This is a genomic window from Janthinobacterium darwini (assembly GCF_051380905.1).
Classification (GTDB): Bacteria; Pseudomonadota; Gammaproteobacteria; order Burkholderiales; family Burkholderiaceae_D; genus Janthinobacterium.
On sequence record NZ_JBNYXX010000001.1, the window covers coordinates 1487082 to 1503045 of the forward strand.

Annotated in this window: 23 protein-coding genes, 1 tRNA gene and 1 pseudogene; 5 read left to right on the forward strand and 20 right to left on the reverse strand. The window is 61.4% G+C overall.

Features of this window, described 5'->3' with window-relative positions:
• Positions 1-50 precede the first annotated feature (50 nt).
• Complete coding sequence (locus ACQ4WZ_RS06760) at positions 51-962, reverse strand: LysR family transcriptional regulator (protein ID WP_436572889.1); 912 nt, start codon at positions 960-962, stop codon at positions 51-53.
• Between the two features lie 216 nt (positions 963-1178).
• Between ACQ4WZ_RS06760 and aceB the strand changes: the two genes are divergently transcribed.
• Positions 1179-2777 carry a malate synthase A gene (gene aceB / locus ACQ4WZ_RS06765; protein WP_101481626.1) on the forward strand — a complete coding sequence of 533 codons (1599 nt, stop codon included), beginning with the start codon at positions 1179-1181 and terminating at the stop codon, positions 2775-2777.
• Between the two features lie 79 nt (positions 2778-2856).
• Here aceB and gloB read toward each other — a convergent pair whose 3' ends face one another.
• The gene (gene gloB, locus ACQ4WZ_RS06770) at positions 2857-3666 is read right to left on the reverse strand and encodes a hydroxyacylglutathione hydrolase (protein ID WP_101481625.1); all 810 of its coding nucleotides are present in this window, start codon (positions 3664-3666) and stop codon (positions 2857-2859) included.
• A gap of 19 nt (positions 3667-3685) precedes the next feature.
• On the opposite strand from gloB, the gene ACQ4WZ_RS06775 reads away from it, so the two are divergent.
• The 4 genes from ACQ4WZ_RS06775 (at position 3686) to ACQ4WZ_RS06790 (ending at position 5880) form a co-directional block, all read left to right on the forward strand.
• Entirely contained in the window at positions 3686-4462 is a 777-nt protein-coding gene (locus ACQ4WZ_RS06775; protein WP_101481624.1) for a class I SAM-dependent methyltransferase, read from the forward strand.
• The gene (rnhA, locus tag ACQ4WZ_RS06780) at positions 4455-4904 is read left to right on the forward strand and encodes a ribonuclease HI (RefSeq protein ID WP_101481623.1); all 450 of its coding nucleotides are present in this window, start codon (positions 4455-4457) and stop codon (positions 4902-4904) included. Before ACQ4WZ_RS06775 ends, rnhA begins: the two co-directional genes overlap by 8 nt.
• Before the next feature lie 102 nt (positions 4905-5006).
• The gene (gene dnaQ, locus ACQ4WZ_RS06785; protein ID WP_133990878.1) at positions 5007-5723 is read left to right on the forward strand and encodes a DNA polymerase III subunit epsilon; all 717 of its coding nucleotides are present in this window, start codon (positions 5007-5009) and stop codon (positions 5721-5723) included.
• An 82-nt stretch (positions 5724-5805) separates the two neighbouring features.
• Positions 5806-5880 (forward strand) — tRNA-Val (locus ACQ4WZ_RS06790).
• A gap of 90 nt (positions 5881-5970) precedes the next feature.
• On the opposite strand, the gene ACQ4WZ_RS06795 is transcribed toward ACQ4WZ_RS06790, so the two are convergent.
• The 18 genes and pseudogenes from ACQ4WZ_RS06795 to ACQ4WZ_RS06880 form a co-directional block, all read right to left on the reverse strand.
• Positions 5971-6975, reverse strand: coding sequence for a tyrosine-type recombinase/integrase (locus ACQ4WZ_RS06795; protein ID WP_436572890.1), 1005 nt, complete (start codon positions 6973-6975; stop codon positions 5971-5973).
• Positions 6861-7223 carry a helix-turn-helix transcriptional regulator gene (locus tag ACQ4WZ_RS06800; RefSeq protein WP_436572891.1) on the reverse strand — a complete coding sequence of 121 codons (363 nt, stop codon included), beginning with the start codon at positions 7221-7223 and terminating at the stop codon, positions 6861-6863. Before ACQ4WZ_RS06800 ends, ACQ4WZ_RS06795 begins: the two co-directional genes overlap by 115 nt.
• Complete coding sequence (locus ACQ4WZ_RS06805) at positions 7220-7549, reverse strand: hypothetical protein (RefSeq protein WP_436572892.1); 330 nt, start codon at positions 7547-7549, stop codon at positions 7220-7222. The genes ACQ4WZ_RS06800 and ACQ4WZ_RS06805 overlap by 4 nt, the downstream gene beginning before the upstream one ends.
• Before the next feature lie 9 nt (positions 7550-7558).
• Positions 7559-7681 (reverse strand): hypothetical protein, encoded by a 123-nt coding sequence (locus tag ACQ4WZ_RS06810; RefSeq protein WP_436572893.1) that lies wholly within the window; start codon positions 7679-7681, stop codon positions 7559-7561.
• Between the two features lie 70 nt (positions 7682-7751).
• On the reverse strand, positions 7752-8186 hold the full coding sequence (locus ACQ4WZ_RS06815; protein WP_436572894.1) for a hypothetical protein: 435 nt from the start codon (positions 8184-8186) through the stop codon (positions 7752-7754).
• Positions 8183-8818 (reverse strand): hypothetical protein, encoded by a 636-nt coding sequence (locus tag ACQ4WZ_RS06820; RefSeq protein ID WP_436572895.1) that lies wholly within the window; start codon positions 8816-8818, stop codon positions 8183-8185. The genes ACQ4WZ_RS06815 and ACQ4WZ_RS06820 overlap by 4 nt, the downstream gene beginning before the upstream one ends.
• Positions 8815-9264 (reverse strand): hypothetical protein, encoded by a 450-nt coding sequence (locus ACQ4WZ_RS06825; RefSeq protein ID WP_436572896.1) that lies wholly within the window; start codon positions 9262-9264, stop codon positions 8815-8817. Before ACQ4WZ_RS06825 ends, ACQ4WZ_RS06820 begins: the two co-directional genes overlap by 4 nt.
• 247 nt (positions 9265-9511) lie before the next feature.
• Complete coding sequence (locus ACQ4WZ_RS06830) at positions 9512-9889, reverse strand: DNA translocase FtsK (RefSeq protein WP_436573864.1); 378 nt, start codon at positions 9887-9889, stop codon at positions 9512-9514.
• A pseudogene (locus ACQ4WZ_RS06835) lies at positions 9863-10780 on the reverse strand (recombination-associated protein RdgC); the annotation flags it as partial. The pseudogene ACQ4WZ_RS06835 and the gene ACQ4WZ_RS06830, both read right to left, overlap by 27 nt.
• Before the next feature lie 9 nt (positions 10781-10789).
• Positions 10790-11203, reverse strand: a complete 414-nt coding sequence (locus tag ACQ4WZ_RS06840) for a recombination protein NinB (protein ID WP_436572897.1) — start codon at positions 11201-11203, stop codon at positions 10790-10792.
• Complete coding sequence (locus tag ACQ4WZ_RS06845; protein ID WP_436572898.1) at positions 11200-11457, reverse strand: hypothetical protein; 258 nt, start codon at positions 11455-11457, stop codon at positions 11200-11202. Before ACQ4WZ_RS06845 ends, ACQ4WZ_RS06840 begins: the two co-directional genes overlap by 4 nt.
• Positions 11454-12173 (reverse strand): KTSC domain-containing protein, encoded by a 720-nt coding sequence (locus tag ACQ4WZ_RS06850; protein ID WP_436572899.1) that lies wholly within the window; start codon positions 12171-12173, stop codon positions 11454-11456. The genes ACQ4WZ_RS06845 and ACQ4WZ_RS06850 overlap by 4 nt, the downstream gene beginning before the upstream one ends.
• 32 nt (positions 12174-12205) lie before the next feature.
• Entirely contained in the window at positions 12206-13468 is a 1263-nt protein-coding gene (locus tag ACQ4WZ_RS06855) for a coiled-coil domain-containing protein (RefSeq protein ID WP_436572900.1), read from the reverse strand.
• Complete coding sequence (locus tag ACQ4WZ_RS06860; protein ID WP_102293746.1) at positions 13465-14112, reverse strand: lambda exonuclease family protein; 648 nt, start codon at positions 14110-14112, stop codon at positions 13465-13467. The genes ACQ4WZ_RS06855 and ACQ4WZ_RS06860 overlap by 4 nt, the downstream gene beginning before the upstream one ends.
• Positions 14109-15248 (reverse strand): RecT family recombinase, encoded by a 1140-nt coding sequence (locus tag ACQ4WZ_RS06865; protein ID WP_436572901.1) that lies wholly within the window; start codon positions 15246-15248, stop codon positions 14109-14111. Before ACQ4WZ_RS06865 ends, ACQ4WZ_RS06860 begins: the two co-directional genes overlap by 4 nt.
• Positions 15245-15385, reverse strand: a complete 141-nt coding sequence (locus tag ACQ4WZ_RS06870; RefSeq protein ID WP_158301319.1) for a hypothetical protein — start codon at positions 15383-15385, stop codon at positions 15245-15247. Before ACQ4WZ_RS06870 ends, ACQ4WZ_RS06865 begins: the two co-directional genes overlap by 4 nt.
• Positions 15361-15606: a hypothetical protein gene (locus ACQ4WZ_RS06875; protein WP_436572902.1), complete on the reverse strand. Its 246-nt coding sequence runs from the start codon at positions 15604-15606 to the stop codon at positions 15361-15363. The genes ACQ4WZ_RS06870 and ACQ4WZ_RS06875 overlap by 25 nt, the downstream gene beginning before the upstream one ends.
• Positions 15603-15734, reverse strand: a complete 132-nt coding sequence (locus ACQ4WZ_RS06880; protein WP_436572903.1) for a hypothetical protein — start codon at positions 15732-15734, stop codon at positions 15603-15605. Before ACQ4WZ_RS06880 ends, ACQ4WZ_RS06875 begins: the two co-directional genes overlap by 4 nt.
• Positions 15735-15964: the final 230 nt, after the last annotated feature.

The window sequence follows — 15964 nt, forward strand, 5'->3', positions numbered from 1 at the left end:
AGCATCGCAGGCGGCTTGTGCAGACGCGCAGCGGCGTTGGTCCGGCGTCCTCAGATAGCGCGTTCGCGCCAGTAATCGGCTTGCGAATAGCTATGCCGCAAAAAATCCACAAACGCCCGTATGCGCAGCGGCAAATGACGGCGCTGGGCGAACACGGCGTAGATGTCGTTGCCCGGCGCGGCGAACTGATCGAGCACCGTCACCAGCTGGCCCGAGGCGATTTCGGCACCCACTTCCCACATCGAGCGCCACGCCAGCCCCTTGCCGGCCAGGGCCCAGTCGTGCAGCACTTCGCCATCGTTGCACACCATATTGCCCGCCACCTTTAAAATGACGTTCTTGCCGTTTTCGCGGAAGGTCCAGCCCCGCTGGCTACCTTCGCTGCTGATCGCCAGGCAATTATGTTTCGCCAGGTCGGCGGGGATGCGCGGCGTGCCTGCCCGTTTCAAATAGGCGGGCGAACCGACCAGCACGCGCTGGTTATCGGCCAGTTTCGTGCTCACCAGAGTGGAATCGGACAGGCTGGCGATGCGGATGGCCACGTCGATGCCTTCGCCGATCAGGTCGACCAGGCGGTCGTTCAGGTTCAGCGACACCGTCACGTCGCGGTGTTCGGCGACAAACGAGGGGATCAGTGGCGCCACATGCTGGCGTCCGAAGCCGGCCGGTGCGGAAATGAGCAAATGGCCGCTGGCCTTCACGCTGCGCTCGGCCACGGCCGCTTCCGCCTCTTCCAGTTCGCCCAGGATACGCTGGCAATCTTCCAGGAAGGCGGCGCCTTCATTCGTCAGCGCCAGCTTGCGCGTCGTGCGCTGGAGTAATTTGACACCCAGGCGCTGCTCCAGCGCATCGAGGCGCCGGCCTATCATGGCCGGCGCTATCCCTTCCGCGCGCGCGGCCGCCGACAGGCTGCCCTTGGCCACGACTTCCACGAACGTTGATATTTGTCTGAACTGTCCCATGCCGTGCTCCCGCGGTGCCATCACTTGTGATAAAAACGCATAGATGAAGTGATTTTTAATCTCGTTTCCATGCCTTATAGTGCAATACTATAGAATAAACGCGCCGCCCGGCAGGGTGTTTTTGCACCTCTGTCCAGCTTGCCCGCACAGTCGTTCAGCTTATACTTGGATCACCAGATTACTTTTGCTTACATTTATTAAAAACCGGAGAACTTCATGACGCAGAACACGATCGCACTTCCCGAAGGCATGCAAATCACGGGTGAAATCCAGCCCGGCTACGAACAGATTTTGACGCCTGCGGCACTGGCGCTGGTGGCCAAGCTGACGCGTGAATTCGAGCCGCGCCGCCAGCAATTGCTGGCCGTGCGCGTGGAGCGCGCCAAGCGCCTCGACGCGGGCGAGCGTCCTGATTTCCTGCCAGAAACCGCGCACATCCGCGACGGCGACTGGAAGATCGCGCCGATTCCGAAGGCGCTCGAATGCCGCCGCGTGGAAATCACCGGCCCCGTCGAGCGCAAGATGGTCATCAATGCCTTCAATTCCGGCGCCGACAGCTACATGACGGACTTCGAGGATTCGAACACGCCGAACTGGGATAACCAGCTGACGGGCCAGATCAATATGTTCGACGCCGTGCGCAAGACGATTTCGCTGGAGCAAAATGGCAAGTCGTACAAGCTGAACGACAAGATCGCTACCCTGGTCGTGCGTCCGCGCGGCTGGCACCTTGATGAAAAGCACGTGCTGGTCGACGGCAAGCGCATTTCCGGCGGCATCTTCGATTTTGCCCTGTTCATGTTCCACAATGCCAAGGAGCAATTGGCGCGCGGTGCCGGCCCATACTTTTACCTGCCGAAGATGGAATCGCACCTGGAAGCGCGCCTGTGGAACGATATCTTTGTCATGACGCAAAACGAGCTGGGCTTGCCACAAGGCACGATCAAGGCGACCGTGCTGATCGAAACCATCCTGGCCGCCTTTGAAATGGATGAAATCCTGTACGAATTGAAAGAACACAGCTCGGGCCTGAACGCGGGCCGCTGGGATTACATCTTTTCGTGCATCAAGAAATTCAAGCTGGACAAGGATTTCTGCCTGGCAGACCGCGCCAAGGTCACGATGACGGCGCCATTCATGCGCGCCTACGCCTTGCTGCTGCTGAAAACCTGCCACAAACGCGGCGCGCCAGCGATTGGCGGCATGGCAGCCTTGATCCCGATCAAGAACGATCCCGAAAAGAACGACATCGCCATGGGCGGCGTGCGCAACGACAAGGCGCGCGACGCCACCGACGGCTATGACGGCGGCTGGGTTGCTCATCCGGGTCTGGTGGAGCTGGCCATGGGCGAGTTCACCAAAGTGCTGGGCGACAAGCCAAATCAGATCGACAAGCAGCGTCCCGATATCGACGTCAAGGCGTCTGACTTGCTGAATTTCCAGCCGGAAGCGCCGATCACGGAAGCGGGTTTGCGCTACAACATCAACGTGGGCATCCACTACCTGGGCAGCTGGCTGGCCGGCAATGGTTGCGTGCCTATCCACAACCTGATGGAAGATGCGGCCACGGCCGAGATCAGCCGCTCGCAAGTGTGGCAGTGGATTCGTTCGAGCAAGGGCGTGCTGGAAGATGGCCGCAAGGTGACGGCCGAAATGGTGCGCGCCATGATTCCGGAAGAGCTGGCCAAGGTGCAGCGCGATGCGCCAGGCGGCGACGGCCCAACCTATGTGCGCGCCGGCCAGATTTTCGAGGAAATGTCGACGTCGGAATCGTTCGCCGAATTCCTGACCTTGCCTCTTTACGAAGAAATCTGATCCTGATCAAATAGAAGCATAAAAAAATCTCGGCGATGCCTGATGGCGCCGCCGGGATTTTCTTTTTAGAAGCAGAACCTTAAAAGTTGTTTTTCCACATACGTAGCGCGGCGAACGCTTCCACGGGCGAGGCGTCGGTGGCCAGCTTGCCTTCCACCTTCAGGCTGGTCAAAATCGCGGGCTCGCGGTAGCGCAGGAAGGGGTTGGTGGCTTTTTCCATGGCAATGGTCGACGGCACGGTGGACAAACCCTGCTGGCGCTTTTCCGTGTCGATGGCGATGCGTTCCTGCAAGGCCACATTGCCCGGCTCGACGGCGTTGGCGAAGCGCAGATTGGACAAGGTGTACTCATGCGCGCAAAATACCTCGGTATCGTCGGGCAGGGCGGCCAGCTTGCCCAGCGAGTCGGCCATCTGGCCGGGTGTGCCCTCGAACAGGCGACCGCAGCCGCCGGCAAACAGGGTGTCGCCGGAAAATAGCCATGGTGCGCCGCTGCGGTCGTCGCGCTGGCGCACGTAAGCGATATGTCCCTTGGTATGGCCGGGCACGTCGATGACCGTCATCTGCAAACCCAGCTCGGCCACATAGGCGACATCGCCTTCAGCAAGCGGTTCCGTGATGGCTGTGATAGCCTCATTGCGTGGACCGAAGACGGGCACGGCGAAGTGCTGCAACAATTCAGGCACGCCACCCGTGTGGTCGGCGTGGTGGTGCGTGAGTAAAATGGCGGACAAGGTCAACTGATGGGCCTGCAGCGCATCGAGGATGGCCATTGCATCGCCAGGGTCGACCACGGCGGCGTGGCGGCCGTCATGGATCAGCCACAGGTAGTTGTCGGCAAAGGCGGGCACGGCAAGTACCGATAAAGCGTGTTCAGGGGAGTGTGTCATGAGCAAAAGAGAAAACTGAATGGACAGTGCAGCATCCGAAAAATCCATTATAGCGCTTGACGGCTGGCTACAGACGCCGGCCGGTCTCTACGTGCGCGCCTGGGAGCAGCAATGCCTCGATAGCCTGACTGTCGACATCTTCGGTTTTAATGCGGTGCAGATTGGCTTGCCCCAGCTCGACGCGCTGGCTGCCAGCCGCATGCCGAACAAATGGCTGCTCGATTCGCGTCTGCCGTCGCGTCCGCCGCAGGAGAGGCGCCTGACCCTGGTATCGGCCTTCGACGAGCTGCCATTCGACTCGCAAAGCCTGGACCTGGTGGTCTTGCCGCACGTGCTTGAATTTGCCGCCGAGCCACATCAGGTCTTGCGCGAGGTCGAGCGCGTGCTGATCCCCGAGGGGCGCGTGATCGTCTGCGGCTTCAATCCGGCCAGCCTGTGGGGCATGCGCCAGGGCCTGGGACGGGTCACGGGACGTCATTACCTGCCGCAGGCGGGCGAGCTGATCTCTATGCCGCGTATGAAAGACTGGTTAAAATTGCTGAACATGGGCGTCAGCCAAAGCCATTTCGGCTGCTACGCACCAGCCTGCAGGACAGAAAAATGGCTGCGCCGCAACGCCTTCATGGACAAGGCGGGCGCGCGCTGGTGGCCATATCTGGGCGCAGTGTATATAGTGCAGGCGATCAAGCGCGTCAAAGGGATGCGTTTGATCGGTCCGGCGTGGACCAAGAAACCGGCGACGGCGCCCGCAGGCGCACCGGTCACGAATAAAAGGCGGGAACAGCAAGATGGCTAAGTTTGAAGATAAGGTAGAAATTTACGCCGATGGCGCATGCAAGGGCAATCCAGGCACGGGTGGCTGGGGCGCGCTGATGGTGGCCGATGGCGCCAAGAAAGAAATTTACGGCGGGGAACTGAACACGACGAATAACCGCATGGAATTGAAGGCCGTGATCGAAGCATTGACGGCGCTCAAACGCCCCTGCCAAGTGGTGATGTATACCGATAGCCAGTATGTCCAGAAGGGCATCAGCGAATGGATCCACGGCTGGAAGGCGCGCGGCTGGAAAACGGCGGCCAAGGCGCCCGTCAAGAACGTCGACCTGTGGCAGGCCCTCGATACGGCCCAGGCCGTCCATGAAGTGGAATGGCGCTGGGTACGCGGCCACAATGGACATCCGGGCAATGAGCGGGCCGATGAACTGGCTAATCTGGGCGTGGAAACCGTGCGCGCCTGATGTTAAAAATTCCTGTCGCGAAACGGCGGGCAGGGCGTAATCGAAGGGCACAGGTTTGCTATACTGTGCCCTTCGCTTTTTGCTTTTACGACTGAATCTGCCATGCGTCAAATTGTTCTCGATACTGAAACCACCGGCCTGAACCCGCGCACGGGCGACCGCATCCTGGAGATCGGGGCGGTCGAGCTGAACAACCGCATGTTGACGGGAAATAATTTCCACCATTACATCAATCCCGAGCGCGATTCGGAAGAGGGCGCGCTGGCCGTCCACGGATTGACGACGGAATTCCTCAGCGACAAGCCGAAGTTCGCGGAAATCGCGGAAGAATTCCGCGCGTTTATCGCCGGCGCCGAGCTGATCATCCACAATGCCCCGTTCGATATCGGCTTCCTCAACGCTGAATTCAAGCGCCTGAACCTGCCGCCCGTGCATGAGCAAGTGCATGGCGTGATCGATACCCTGGTGCAGGCGAAGGAAATGCATCCAGGCAAGCGCAACTCGCTCGATGCCCTGTGCGACCGTTATGGCGTGTCGAACGCCCACCGCAAGCTGCACGGCGCGCTGCTCGACTCCGAATTGCTGGCCGACGTCTACCTGGCCATGACGCGCGGCCAGAACAGCCTGAGCATGGAGGAAGAAGTGGAAGTAGCCGCCGATGGCGGGGTGCTGGAAATCGTGCCCCTGGCCGAAGTCATCTTCCAGAGCGCCACGGCCGACGAGCTTGCCGCCCACGAAGCGACCATCGCTGGCCTCGACAAGGCAGCCAAAGGCCAGTGCATCTGGACCGCCGTCACGGCTCCCCCGGCCGCCACCTGAGAAAAAAGCGTGGGCGTGGCAAATTTACTGTTGCCAGCCCTTGCAGATGCCGCAACACCTATGCGATAATTCGCCTCGCTTCGGGAGGTTAGCTCAGGGGTAGAGCACTGCATTCACACTGCAGGGGTCGCAAGTTCGAAACTTGCACTTCCCACCAAGAATTCGCTGTAAAATCAAGTACTTACATTAAAGCCGACACGTTACGTGATCGGCTTTTTTTGTGCCTGTGTAATTAGCCTGTGTAATTTTACTTTTTGTTTTGTACTAGCACCGATAGCTTATCCAACGCAGCACGCTGAGCGTCGACCTGGAGGTGCGCATAGCGCTGAGTCGTCTGCACATTGCTGTGGCCGAGAATCTTGCTAATAGTATAAAGATCGACCCCCAAACCAAGCATGATGCTGGCACAAGAATGCCGTAGGTCGTGAAAGTTCACATGCTCCATACGAGCCTTTACGCGCGCCCGGCGCCAAGCGGATTTCAGCCCATCAACACTCACTTCAAGCGGAAAGTGGGCGAGCCAAGGTCGCAGCGCGGGGATGATTGGAATTACACGCGCCCTTAAGGTCTTTGTGTGGATCGAAGGCAAGGTGATCGTGTCAATGCCAATATCCTCCTCACGAATTTGGAACAACTCTCCACGACGGGCACCCGTCAAAAGCGCAGCCCAGATGGCGGCCTGTACCTGGACAGTGCAATGCTGAGCGATCTGCTGGACTTCATCCACAGAAAGAAATACCTCCCGTTTGTTGTTCACTTTCATATTCTCAATTCTTAATCCGAAGTTTTCGGAAATTAACCGTTGCCGCCATGCAATCGCAAGTCCCTTTTTTGCGCAGGCCAGCGAGCGATTGATGGTGGCAGGCGCATATGCATGCTTCATTTTTCCTGTTTTTTTGTCCAGTATCTTCTGGCTCATATCTTTGATGACGTGATCAGAGAATTCTTGCGCTTGACTTGCCTTATACTTCCGAGCCCATGGCTCAAGACGCTTTGCGTGATGCTCAGACGTCTCGGCACTGCGAAGGGTTTTTGAGTGCTCCACATAGATAGCCAAGATGGCAAGCATGGGAGGGTCGCCCTGAATAATTACGGGCTTCGTGGGTGCGCGCGCCACGGAGGCGCGCATTTCAGCTTCTATTCGCTTGGCATCACGCGCAGTTGTGCCCTGCGGCAGGATATGGTGAAATCTTTTGCCGCCGACCATAAAGCCGATGTGCTTCCTTCCGTCCTTGTCGTCCCAGATGGACATTGGTTGTTCTCCTTTAACCAGTTTTTGCACTCTTCAAGGTCGTAGCGCTTGGAGCGCGCACCGACCGGTGTATATGGCAGCCCGGCCTGCTCGAGGCGCCGTATCGTTGATTCGCTGACCCCGAGGGCGGCGCAGATTTGTTGCCTATTCAATTCCCCGGCAGTGTTGGCGGTGCGCTTTCCGCCAGCCTTGTTCAGCGCCGCCACCATTTCAGCGATGTGGCGCATTTCAATATCGCTCATGTTCATGGCGCGCTCCCGTCAGTCGGCGCACGAGAGGCGAACCAGGCCACCGGGCCGTCCTCGGTGTCGTAGATCGCCAGCAGGAACCAGCACGGGCCTGGCGAGGTCGGCGCCCAATCGGCGGTAGCGGAGATGTCGCCATCCATGATGCGGTCGCTGAGCTCGTCCGAGGCGTCATCCTCCATGTCGACGCGCTTGGCCGTGAGCTGTTGCTGCTCGATCCATGCGCGGTACTTGTCGCCGTCTCCTTCGTAAAAGCCTGGCAGGTCGGGGTGGCTCCAGAATCCGTATTCATCGCGCGCCACCGGCGCTGCTTCAATCATCTTTTCCATATTTGCCTCTCAGGTTGTCGTGGCCAGGACGCCCGTCAGGGTCGCCGCCACGTAAATCAGGATCAGGGCCGTCGCGACGCGCGCAGCACCAGGGTTGCGCTCGCCGTTCGGCACTTCGTCGTTGTCGTTCATTGCGCATTACCTCTAGGGTTGCGACTTCCGACCCCGTGTACCCCATGCACGCACGCTGCGACCGCCGGCTTCATGAAGCCGCTCGCACAGCACGGCCGCCGCGCCACCGCCAGCCTGGTGCAATCTGGCTATAGCGCCACATGCCCATGCGATCGCTGGTGGTCATGCGCGGCCACGGCTTGCCGCCGCACTCCCATTCCGGGCCCTCCCAATAATCCGCTGGCAAGCGGGCGTGATCGTAATGACGCTCCCAGCCCACGCGCGAATCATGGCCATCCCATTCGCCATCGAAGTCCTGGTAGGCAAATTCCGGGATGCCGCTGATGCGCTGCCACATTCCGTATTCCGCTGGCCGGTGCCGGCGCAGCCACTTGGCGCGCTTGTAAGAAAACGGCTCCTCAGTGACGCCGGGCTCCCCCGTGGGCGCGTATTTGGTCGTGTCGCCATGGCTGCGCAGCAGTTGGGCGGCCCGTTTTGCCTGCTTCTTGTAGATGCGCGGGTTCATGGCGTCACCCGCTTGAACGTGATCACCCACAACCATTCGTTGACATCCCAGTCGCCGCCAGTGGATTCCCACAGGTTGCGCCATGCACTGCGAAGCGTTGGCCGGCCATCGGCCTCACCAGGGCGGAATAGGGTGTTGAATTTGTCCTGCGATTCCGCCAACTTCTCCGCGTCGATACCCTCGGCCAAAATATCGGCATCGCTGATGTCCTGCAGCCGCTCGACGCGAACAGACACGATCTCCAACAGGATCCGGCTGTACTCACGGCGCATGGGGATGGAAGGCGTCCACTTGGTGCCTTTGACCAGGCAACCGGGGGCGTCGAACAAGCGCTCCCACTTTTCCCGTGGGTCTGCGCGATAGTCGACCACGATCAGGCCGCAGGTTTGGCCGAAGATCGGGCGATGGGTCTCGCGCACCCAGATGCGGTCGCCGGGCTGGCCGTAGGGGCATCCGCGCTTCGATGCCAGCAGCAATTGGAGCAGAGCCGCTGGATTGCCTGCCCACGGCTCGATGCGCTTGTCGGTAACCATTTGCGGAGCGGGTTTGACGATCCGCCGCGTCTGTACCTTGCTGCCGTCGAGCAGGGCGCGCACCATGGTTGCGTTGAAAAGCATGCCAATTTCTTTCATTTCCCCTCCGATTCGATGCGCAGCAGGCCGCTGCCTGTAACGTGGTCCAACACCGTTTTGCCATCGCCCAGCAGGATATGGCCAAGGAATGCACCTTCGAACGTCAGGATGCCGACTTCGATGGCCGTGACCTGGCCCTTGATCCAGTCGCGCAAGATCGAGCAAACGCTGATCTTAGCCTGGGCCACAGCCGCCAGCTCGTGCTGTGCTTTATTCAACTTCATGCGGTTCGAGTGCGGGTGCGCCTTCAGCCAAGCCGCGGCGTAGCCGCGGTAGCTGGCCTTCACGGACACGTCCTTGCCGCGATGGCTGAACTGCACCAGCAGCTCGCCGGCCTCGTTATCTGTCATCGTGCCGAAGCGCGCGCAACCAAAGCGCGTCAGCACCTTGCCGATCTCGTCCAGCGCGTTGGCGCCGCTGGTGGCGTTTTCGTAAGGCAGGCTCATGTTAATATTCCTATATGGACGCTACTGCTATAACAATCGACTTCGACTACGGCTGCGCTTGCGTTTTTGCCAAGCGGAAGCGAAACGGATATTGGGCGGCCTTTTATTGCGAGGCCATTCCTGAATGTGATGAATCCATGAGCGCATTTACCAGATGTCTTGAGCGCAAGCTATTCTGTGCAAGCGAAATTTGCGACAGTGAGGCGGCAGCTCTGTGTCGCGCAGAATCTGCCGCTTCAGCTTTCCTTTACTTCGGCAGATCATCTGACCCACCATCGGGAGCGCTCTTAGAATGACTTAGCCAATTCCCCTGGGAGAGCACCTCGCGCGCGCCGTTCGAGGCCATGTCGCTCACCACGCCTAGCGCCTCCATCGCCTCCAGCAGCCGGGCTGCCCGGTTATAGCCGATCCGCAGGTGGCGCTGCACCAGCGAGACCGATGCGCGTTGCTGGGTGCGCACCACCTCGACGGCCTGCTCGTACAGCGGATCGCTCGCGCTGCCGTCACCTGGCGGCACGGTACCGGGCGCTTGGCCGTTCAATTCCAGCACCACGCGTTGCTCACGCACAGGCTCATGGCCTTTGGCTGGCGCCGCGTTTGCGGCCGGGCGCGCCGCAGGCTCCACGGCATCCACTTCACCGCCCAGCGCATCGACCAGGTCGGCCAGCAGCTTGGCCAGCTCGCCCGTCATCAGCGCAAAATCGCTGTCGAAGCGCTCGTCGTCGTTGCGCGTGGCGCTTTCCTTGATGATCTCCAGCGGCTTGACGGACTTGATGGCCAGCGACTCGTCCAGCACGAAGCTAATCTTGTCGCTCCAGGTCATGGCCAGGCGGGTACACTGCTTGCCGGCGGCGATGTGGCGGCGGATATCGTCCGCTTCCAGGGTGTGGCGCTTGTACGCCACTTGGGCCTTGCTTTCGCCCGTGGCGCGCATGATCGCGTCTTGATCGACCGTGAAGCCGGCAGGGGATTCGTCCGCCTGCAGCCATTCCGTCATCGCGCCCACCGGCGAGCGCATGACGCGCAGGCTTTCCAGCGGGAGCTTGTCGACGGATTTCAGCAGCAGCTTCACCACTTCGTCGGCCTTGGCCGGGCTGGCCGCGTCCACCACAAGCCAGCCGTTGATCGGGTCAATCCACACGGCCGTGCTGCTGAGGATCGCGAAGGCGCGCGGCAGCAGTTCGTCGGTGACGCGCTCTTTCAGTTCCTTCATGGCCTTCTTGCCGGGCGCGAAGCCCTGGGCTTCTTCCATTTCCAGCGCGCGGGCGGCGGCCACCTGGTTGATGACGGTCGACGGCAGCAGCTTCTTCTCGGTTTTCAGCTGCAGCAGGAACTGGCCGCCGACGGCGTGTACCAGCGGCTCGCCGGCGCCGCGTGGCGCGGCCCAGCCCTGGCGCTGGAGCTCGGCGCTCGTGGCGGGCGTGAAGGCCTGGCGCTCGAGCATGCTGTTCAGCTCCGGGACGCTCATGGGCCAGTTTGTGGGCAGGCGGTAGATTTGAAGATTCTTGAAAAACATGGCGCTTCCTTATTCTGAGAACATGACGCCGCGCGCGGCACCGAAGGCATACAAAAATTCAATGAACTGCGCGGCTTCCTTCACGTAGAAGTCGCTGGTCTGGACGCCCAGCTGCACGATGCGGCGCCCGTCGAAGCTGGGCGTCACGCGCCCGTCGTGGTGCAGCGGCGTGCCGGCCAGGCGCATTTCGTCGGCAAACTCGTCCACCAGCAGCCGCTTCATGTCATCCGCATCCCACTTGCGCCCGATGTGCTTGACCTGCTTGGCGATCTCGCCGATCATGGCGTGGTACTTTTCTTCCTGGGCACGCTTCTTCTTCGGCTCGGAAAACACAACCATCCAGCCGGGCGGCGCGGTCTTGGCGAATTCAGCCGCCCGGCGCCGTGCCTCGTCGTGCACGAGGAAATAGGTTTGCTTCGTCATGGCGGCGATCCAGCAGCCGTGCTGGCTGGCGGCAACGGCGCGACGCGGTCCAGCAGGTAGCAGCCGCTGACGCCCTTGAGCCAGATGACTGCGGTGTGCCCGCTGAGCACCTGGGCCTCGCTGGTGGTAATCGTTTCGCGGATCTCCCCGCCGTCGAGCTCGACGCGGACGGCCGCGCCGACCTGGTGCACAGCATTGAACTTGTCGCAAGCAGCCTGTAGCTTCGCCGGATCGGGTTTGCGGTAGGAAGTCACGCTGGCACCGCCGCCAGCGCCAGGTCGGCCACGTCGATCACGATGCCGCGGCAATACGGCTCGCCGTCTTCCACGATTTCGAACGTGGCGTGCGGCACGTCGGTGCGATAGGTCCAGCTGTAGCCGTCTTCTTTGCCCCACAGGGCATCCACGGCGCGCACCTGTGGCGCCCGGGCGAAATAGTCCTTGAGTGCATCGTCGTCGTGCTGGATATCCTCGCGGAACGGCAGCAAGCCCTTGGCGTCGAGCAGAGCGATGGTCGGCGCGCCGCGCTCGTCGTCCACGAAGCCACGGAACTCCATCAGGTCGTCGCTGGCGCCAAAAATCACGATCAACCCGGCGGCCTTGGCCTGCTGCTCCTCTTCCTTCGCCATTTCGCTGCCGTATTCGCGGCCCGTCAGCAAGCCGGCCAGCAGCTCCTTGCTCAGCTTGGTCGGCGTCAGCTCGACGGCCGGCGTGCCCGTGTTCGTGTACGGGTGCTTGTCGGCATGCGGCTTGATGTGCGCGTAGAAGTGCTTGCCGACCGATTCGGCGCCGGCGAAGGCCGCATACTCGGTGGCCGTGACGTTGGCGTAGTGGTAGACGTCCGCCGGTGCGCCCTTGCGGAAGAACTGCACGGCCAGCGTTTCGGTCGACGGGCAGTGGCCGATGGCGGCGATCTGCGAGGATTGGATGGCTTGCAGGGTGATTTGGGGTGCTCCGACTGCTGTATTCATTGGTTTCTCCTGGTGGTGGGCGGGGCTGTGTTTTATGCGGCTTGGGCGACCAGGCCGGCGCGCGCGGCGGCAAAGTCGAACTTGGCCAGGCGGTCGATGGCCTCGGCCGCCGTCAGGCCAAACTGGTCGAACAGCACGTCGAGGATGTCGCTGTCGGATGGGTAGAGGTCATCGGCAGCGGCGTCGAGCAGGTCAGGTGCTGGCGCTGGGTGGCTCGCGGCCTGCGCGATGGCGGCGGGCGCGCGGCGGATGCCGATAGGAGCGGAGGGCGCAGGCGCGGCAACCTGGGCGGCTTGCTCGGTGGCGCGCGCCACGGCGAGCTGTGCGGCTTGCACAGTTTCATTGGCCAATCGGTCGGCGTCGACCTGGGCCAGCCGTGCGGCTTCTGCTGCAGCGCTTTGCATGTCCAGCAGTTCCTGGCGCTGGCGTGCGATTTCCGCTTGCTCCAGCCGGTTCTGCTCTGCTTGGGCGTCTGCCTGCTTTTTCAATTCAGCGGCTTGGGCCTCGCGTTGGCGCAGCGCCTCGGCTTCCTGCTCGGCGACCAGCGCCGCGCGGTGGTCGTCTTCGGCTTGGCGTTCGGCGGAGATACGCTCAGCTTCCACCTGCGCGATGCGCCGGGCCTCGGCAGCCGCTTCGCGCAGCTGCGCCAACTCGGCGCGCTCGGCGGCAATGCGGGCGGCCTCTTCTTCGTTCGCCACTGCTGCGGCATGCAGGCTGGCCAGCTTGGCGCTCACTTCGGCAAAGACCTTGGCAGCATCCTTCTCGAATTCGGCAAAGCGCTCCTTATCCACGACGATGGCAGCCACGGTAGCTGCAGCCGCCTGAATATCGGCAGCGGACTTGCCCACCAGTTCCAGCGGCGCATCATGGATTGCCGCAATATCAGCCTGGATCGCAGTAATGCGTTCGCGCTCCTTCGCAATCGCAGCTTGCTTTTCGGCCTCGACCTTGGTGTCGTAGGCGTCGCGCAGCTCGAACACGCGATTTTCTTCTGGCGTGATCAGCGCAATCAGGTCTTTTTCCTTTGCAATCACCGCCTTGCTGAAATCTGTCGCGTCTTTGCGTGCGGCCTCGCCGACGGCCTTGATGCCGGTGCGCAGTTTCAGTAGGTTCATGCCGATACGGTGTGCCTGCTCGCGGCCGGCGGGATCGATGACGGCGGTGATATCGGTCGAGGCGGCAACCTGTTCCTTGATTTTTGCCTCATAGTCCACGGCGCCCAGCGCGACGGCAGCGCGCTGCGGCAGGGTGAGGGCGGTGGTAGCCGGCGTGGCCTGGGTGGTTTCGGTGATCATGCTGCCTCCTTCATTCGTAAAATTGTTTCGTTTTCAGTAACCAGTTTTTCAAAATCGACCAGGTCGAGCACCATCGCGTCGATGTAGGCGTCGTCGCGCTCGACGCGGCGGAACCACAGCTCTTTGCCGACTGGAGCCAGAGCAGGGCAGTACAGGCAGAAATCCCACCAGCGGCGGCCCGTGATCCACATGCAGCCCTGCACCTGGTCCATGAATTCACTGAAATCGCCGTTTATCAGAACGTCGCGGAGACGTTCGGGTGAGATCAGGCATTTGTATTCGCTGCCTCCGTCATCGCCGATCAGCCCGTCCGCACTGGCTCCAAACAAGCGATCTTCGGTAAGGACAAAGCCAGCGCGTTCAACAACGTGACCGCTTTGCACCTCGTGCTCATGGCGTGCGGCCGGCTCCAGGTCATGGCCGCGTCGCATAGCATAGGTTTCGAATCCTTCGTCGAGCGGCATGCCGCTGATGCGCTCGATGGCCAGGCGGAAGGCGTAATCATTGGCTGCTGACGTGGGCTGGCCTTTGTTTGCACCCGATTTCAGCTTGGCGCGCGCCACCACAAACATGCTGGCGGTGATTACCCCGGCTCGGGCGGCATGCCATTCGGGGCTTCCTTGCTCGCAGGTAAGGATGATCATTTGGACACCTCGACAGCTTCTGCGCGTGCCTTCATTGCAGGGTAGGCGCCGGCCAACTTGTCCTGCGTGGTCTTGGAGAGCCGATCCCAAGCGCCAACAAATGCCTCCAGGCCCTCGTCAGCGACCGCGCCAAGGTCGGCAGCCAACTCTTCCATTTCAAGCGAGAGTGGGGGAGGGGTTGCACTGGCCACCGGCGCCGCATCAACCGTACGGCTTTGATCGGCAGCCACAGCTTTTGCTTTCAGTCTTTCGTGATCGGCAGCCAGGGCTTTCCGGTTCGGTACGCCAGTGTCAGTCCAGAATTTTTGATACGCAGTTACGCCTTTGCCTGCGGCCGCTTCGGCCACGTCGATCAATGCTTGCGATGCCTGGGCTGGCGCTGGTGCGCGCATGCCTCCCGTATCCGGCGTAATATCGCGCGCCTCGCGGTTGCCTTCGTCCAGCTCGTCGGGGGTGTAGACACCCAGGATCACGTCGGGGGAGTAGAGGCGGGTCCAGCGTTTCACGGCCAGGTACGCCAACTGCTGTTTCGGGTCCGTCGTCCACAGAGGGGAATTACGCACGCTGGCCTGCACCAACAGCAGTTCGAGCACGCGTGGCTCAGCCTCACCGCGTAACGTCGCCCAGATGCGCACGCCCAGGCCATCCTCGTCCTTGAGGTCGTAGTCCGGCACGCGGAACTGATATTCTTTCTTGTAGTCAGCAGCGCCCTTCGTGCCCTTCGCCGGCGCGGTGCAGACCTTGGATTTGCCGATGATCTTTTCCCAAGGGCCATACCATTCGTAGTTGAAGCGATCCCGCGTGACACCGCTCGACTGGATCACGGCATTGACCAGCTGGGCTTCATAACCAAGGGCGCCGTTCACCAGGTGGGTTTTCTGCGCGACGGCGAATGGGTTCATGCGCCACTGGATAGCCTGCATGATGACGGCGGCGCAGTCGGCTGGGCTGCCGCGCAGATGCTCCGGGATGGTGGCGCGGCCCTTGGCCATGATGTCGGCCAGGCGCATCATGCTGTCCATGCTTGCGCTGTCCAGAATCAACGAGGCGCTGCTAGTGGCCACCACGGGCATGTCGCCCTGGTCGTATTGCGTCGGCTGCATGACGGTGCGGCTTTCTTGCGTAACTGCGTTCATGACTTTTTCCTTGTGAGTTTTATGATTTCTGCCTTCAACAGCGCCAGGCGGACGGCGTAGACGATGGCGTGGCCGGCATGCCAGTTGCGCAGGGCCTGGCTGGCCACGTCCATCACGGCTTGGCTGACGACGTCCACTGCGCCTCCCGGTGGGCGCGGCCCAGGCGCTGCACGCGCGCGGCGGATGCGTCCAGGTCGATCAGCGCTTCGATCTGCGCGGTGATCAGTTCTTTGCGCATTTCTTCCAGCCCGGCCAGCTCACGGCGCACGCCGGCCAGGCGCATCTTGTTCATGCGGTGCTGGTGCTGTGCCTGGTAATGGCGGTGGGCGACCAACAGGCGGTGGAAGAGGGCGATCATGGCTGCACCATTGCTGTGACGCCCAGTGCGCCGTCGTCGTAGGCGGCATCGATCAGCGCGGCCAGATTGCCGATGGCGGCGAAGCTGTGCACCGTGCTGGCGGTGCGGATGGTGATGATGTAGCTCATGTCCTGCTCCTCTGGTTAAATGGGTTGCTGGCGACCCGGTCAATCCGTCGGGCGTGTGATTCCTGCGGCTGGTGGGCCGCCAACACATGACCATCGAGAATCCCTCGTGGGACGCCGACACCAGGTGATTAATCTGGCCGTACCTGCTCGGCAATCACCCCGGCAGATTCGATGGTCATGTCTTGGCCGCCGGTTACGCCGGCGAGACGGGCCAGGGCGACTGGCCGGGG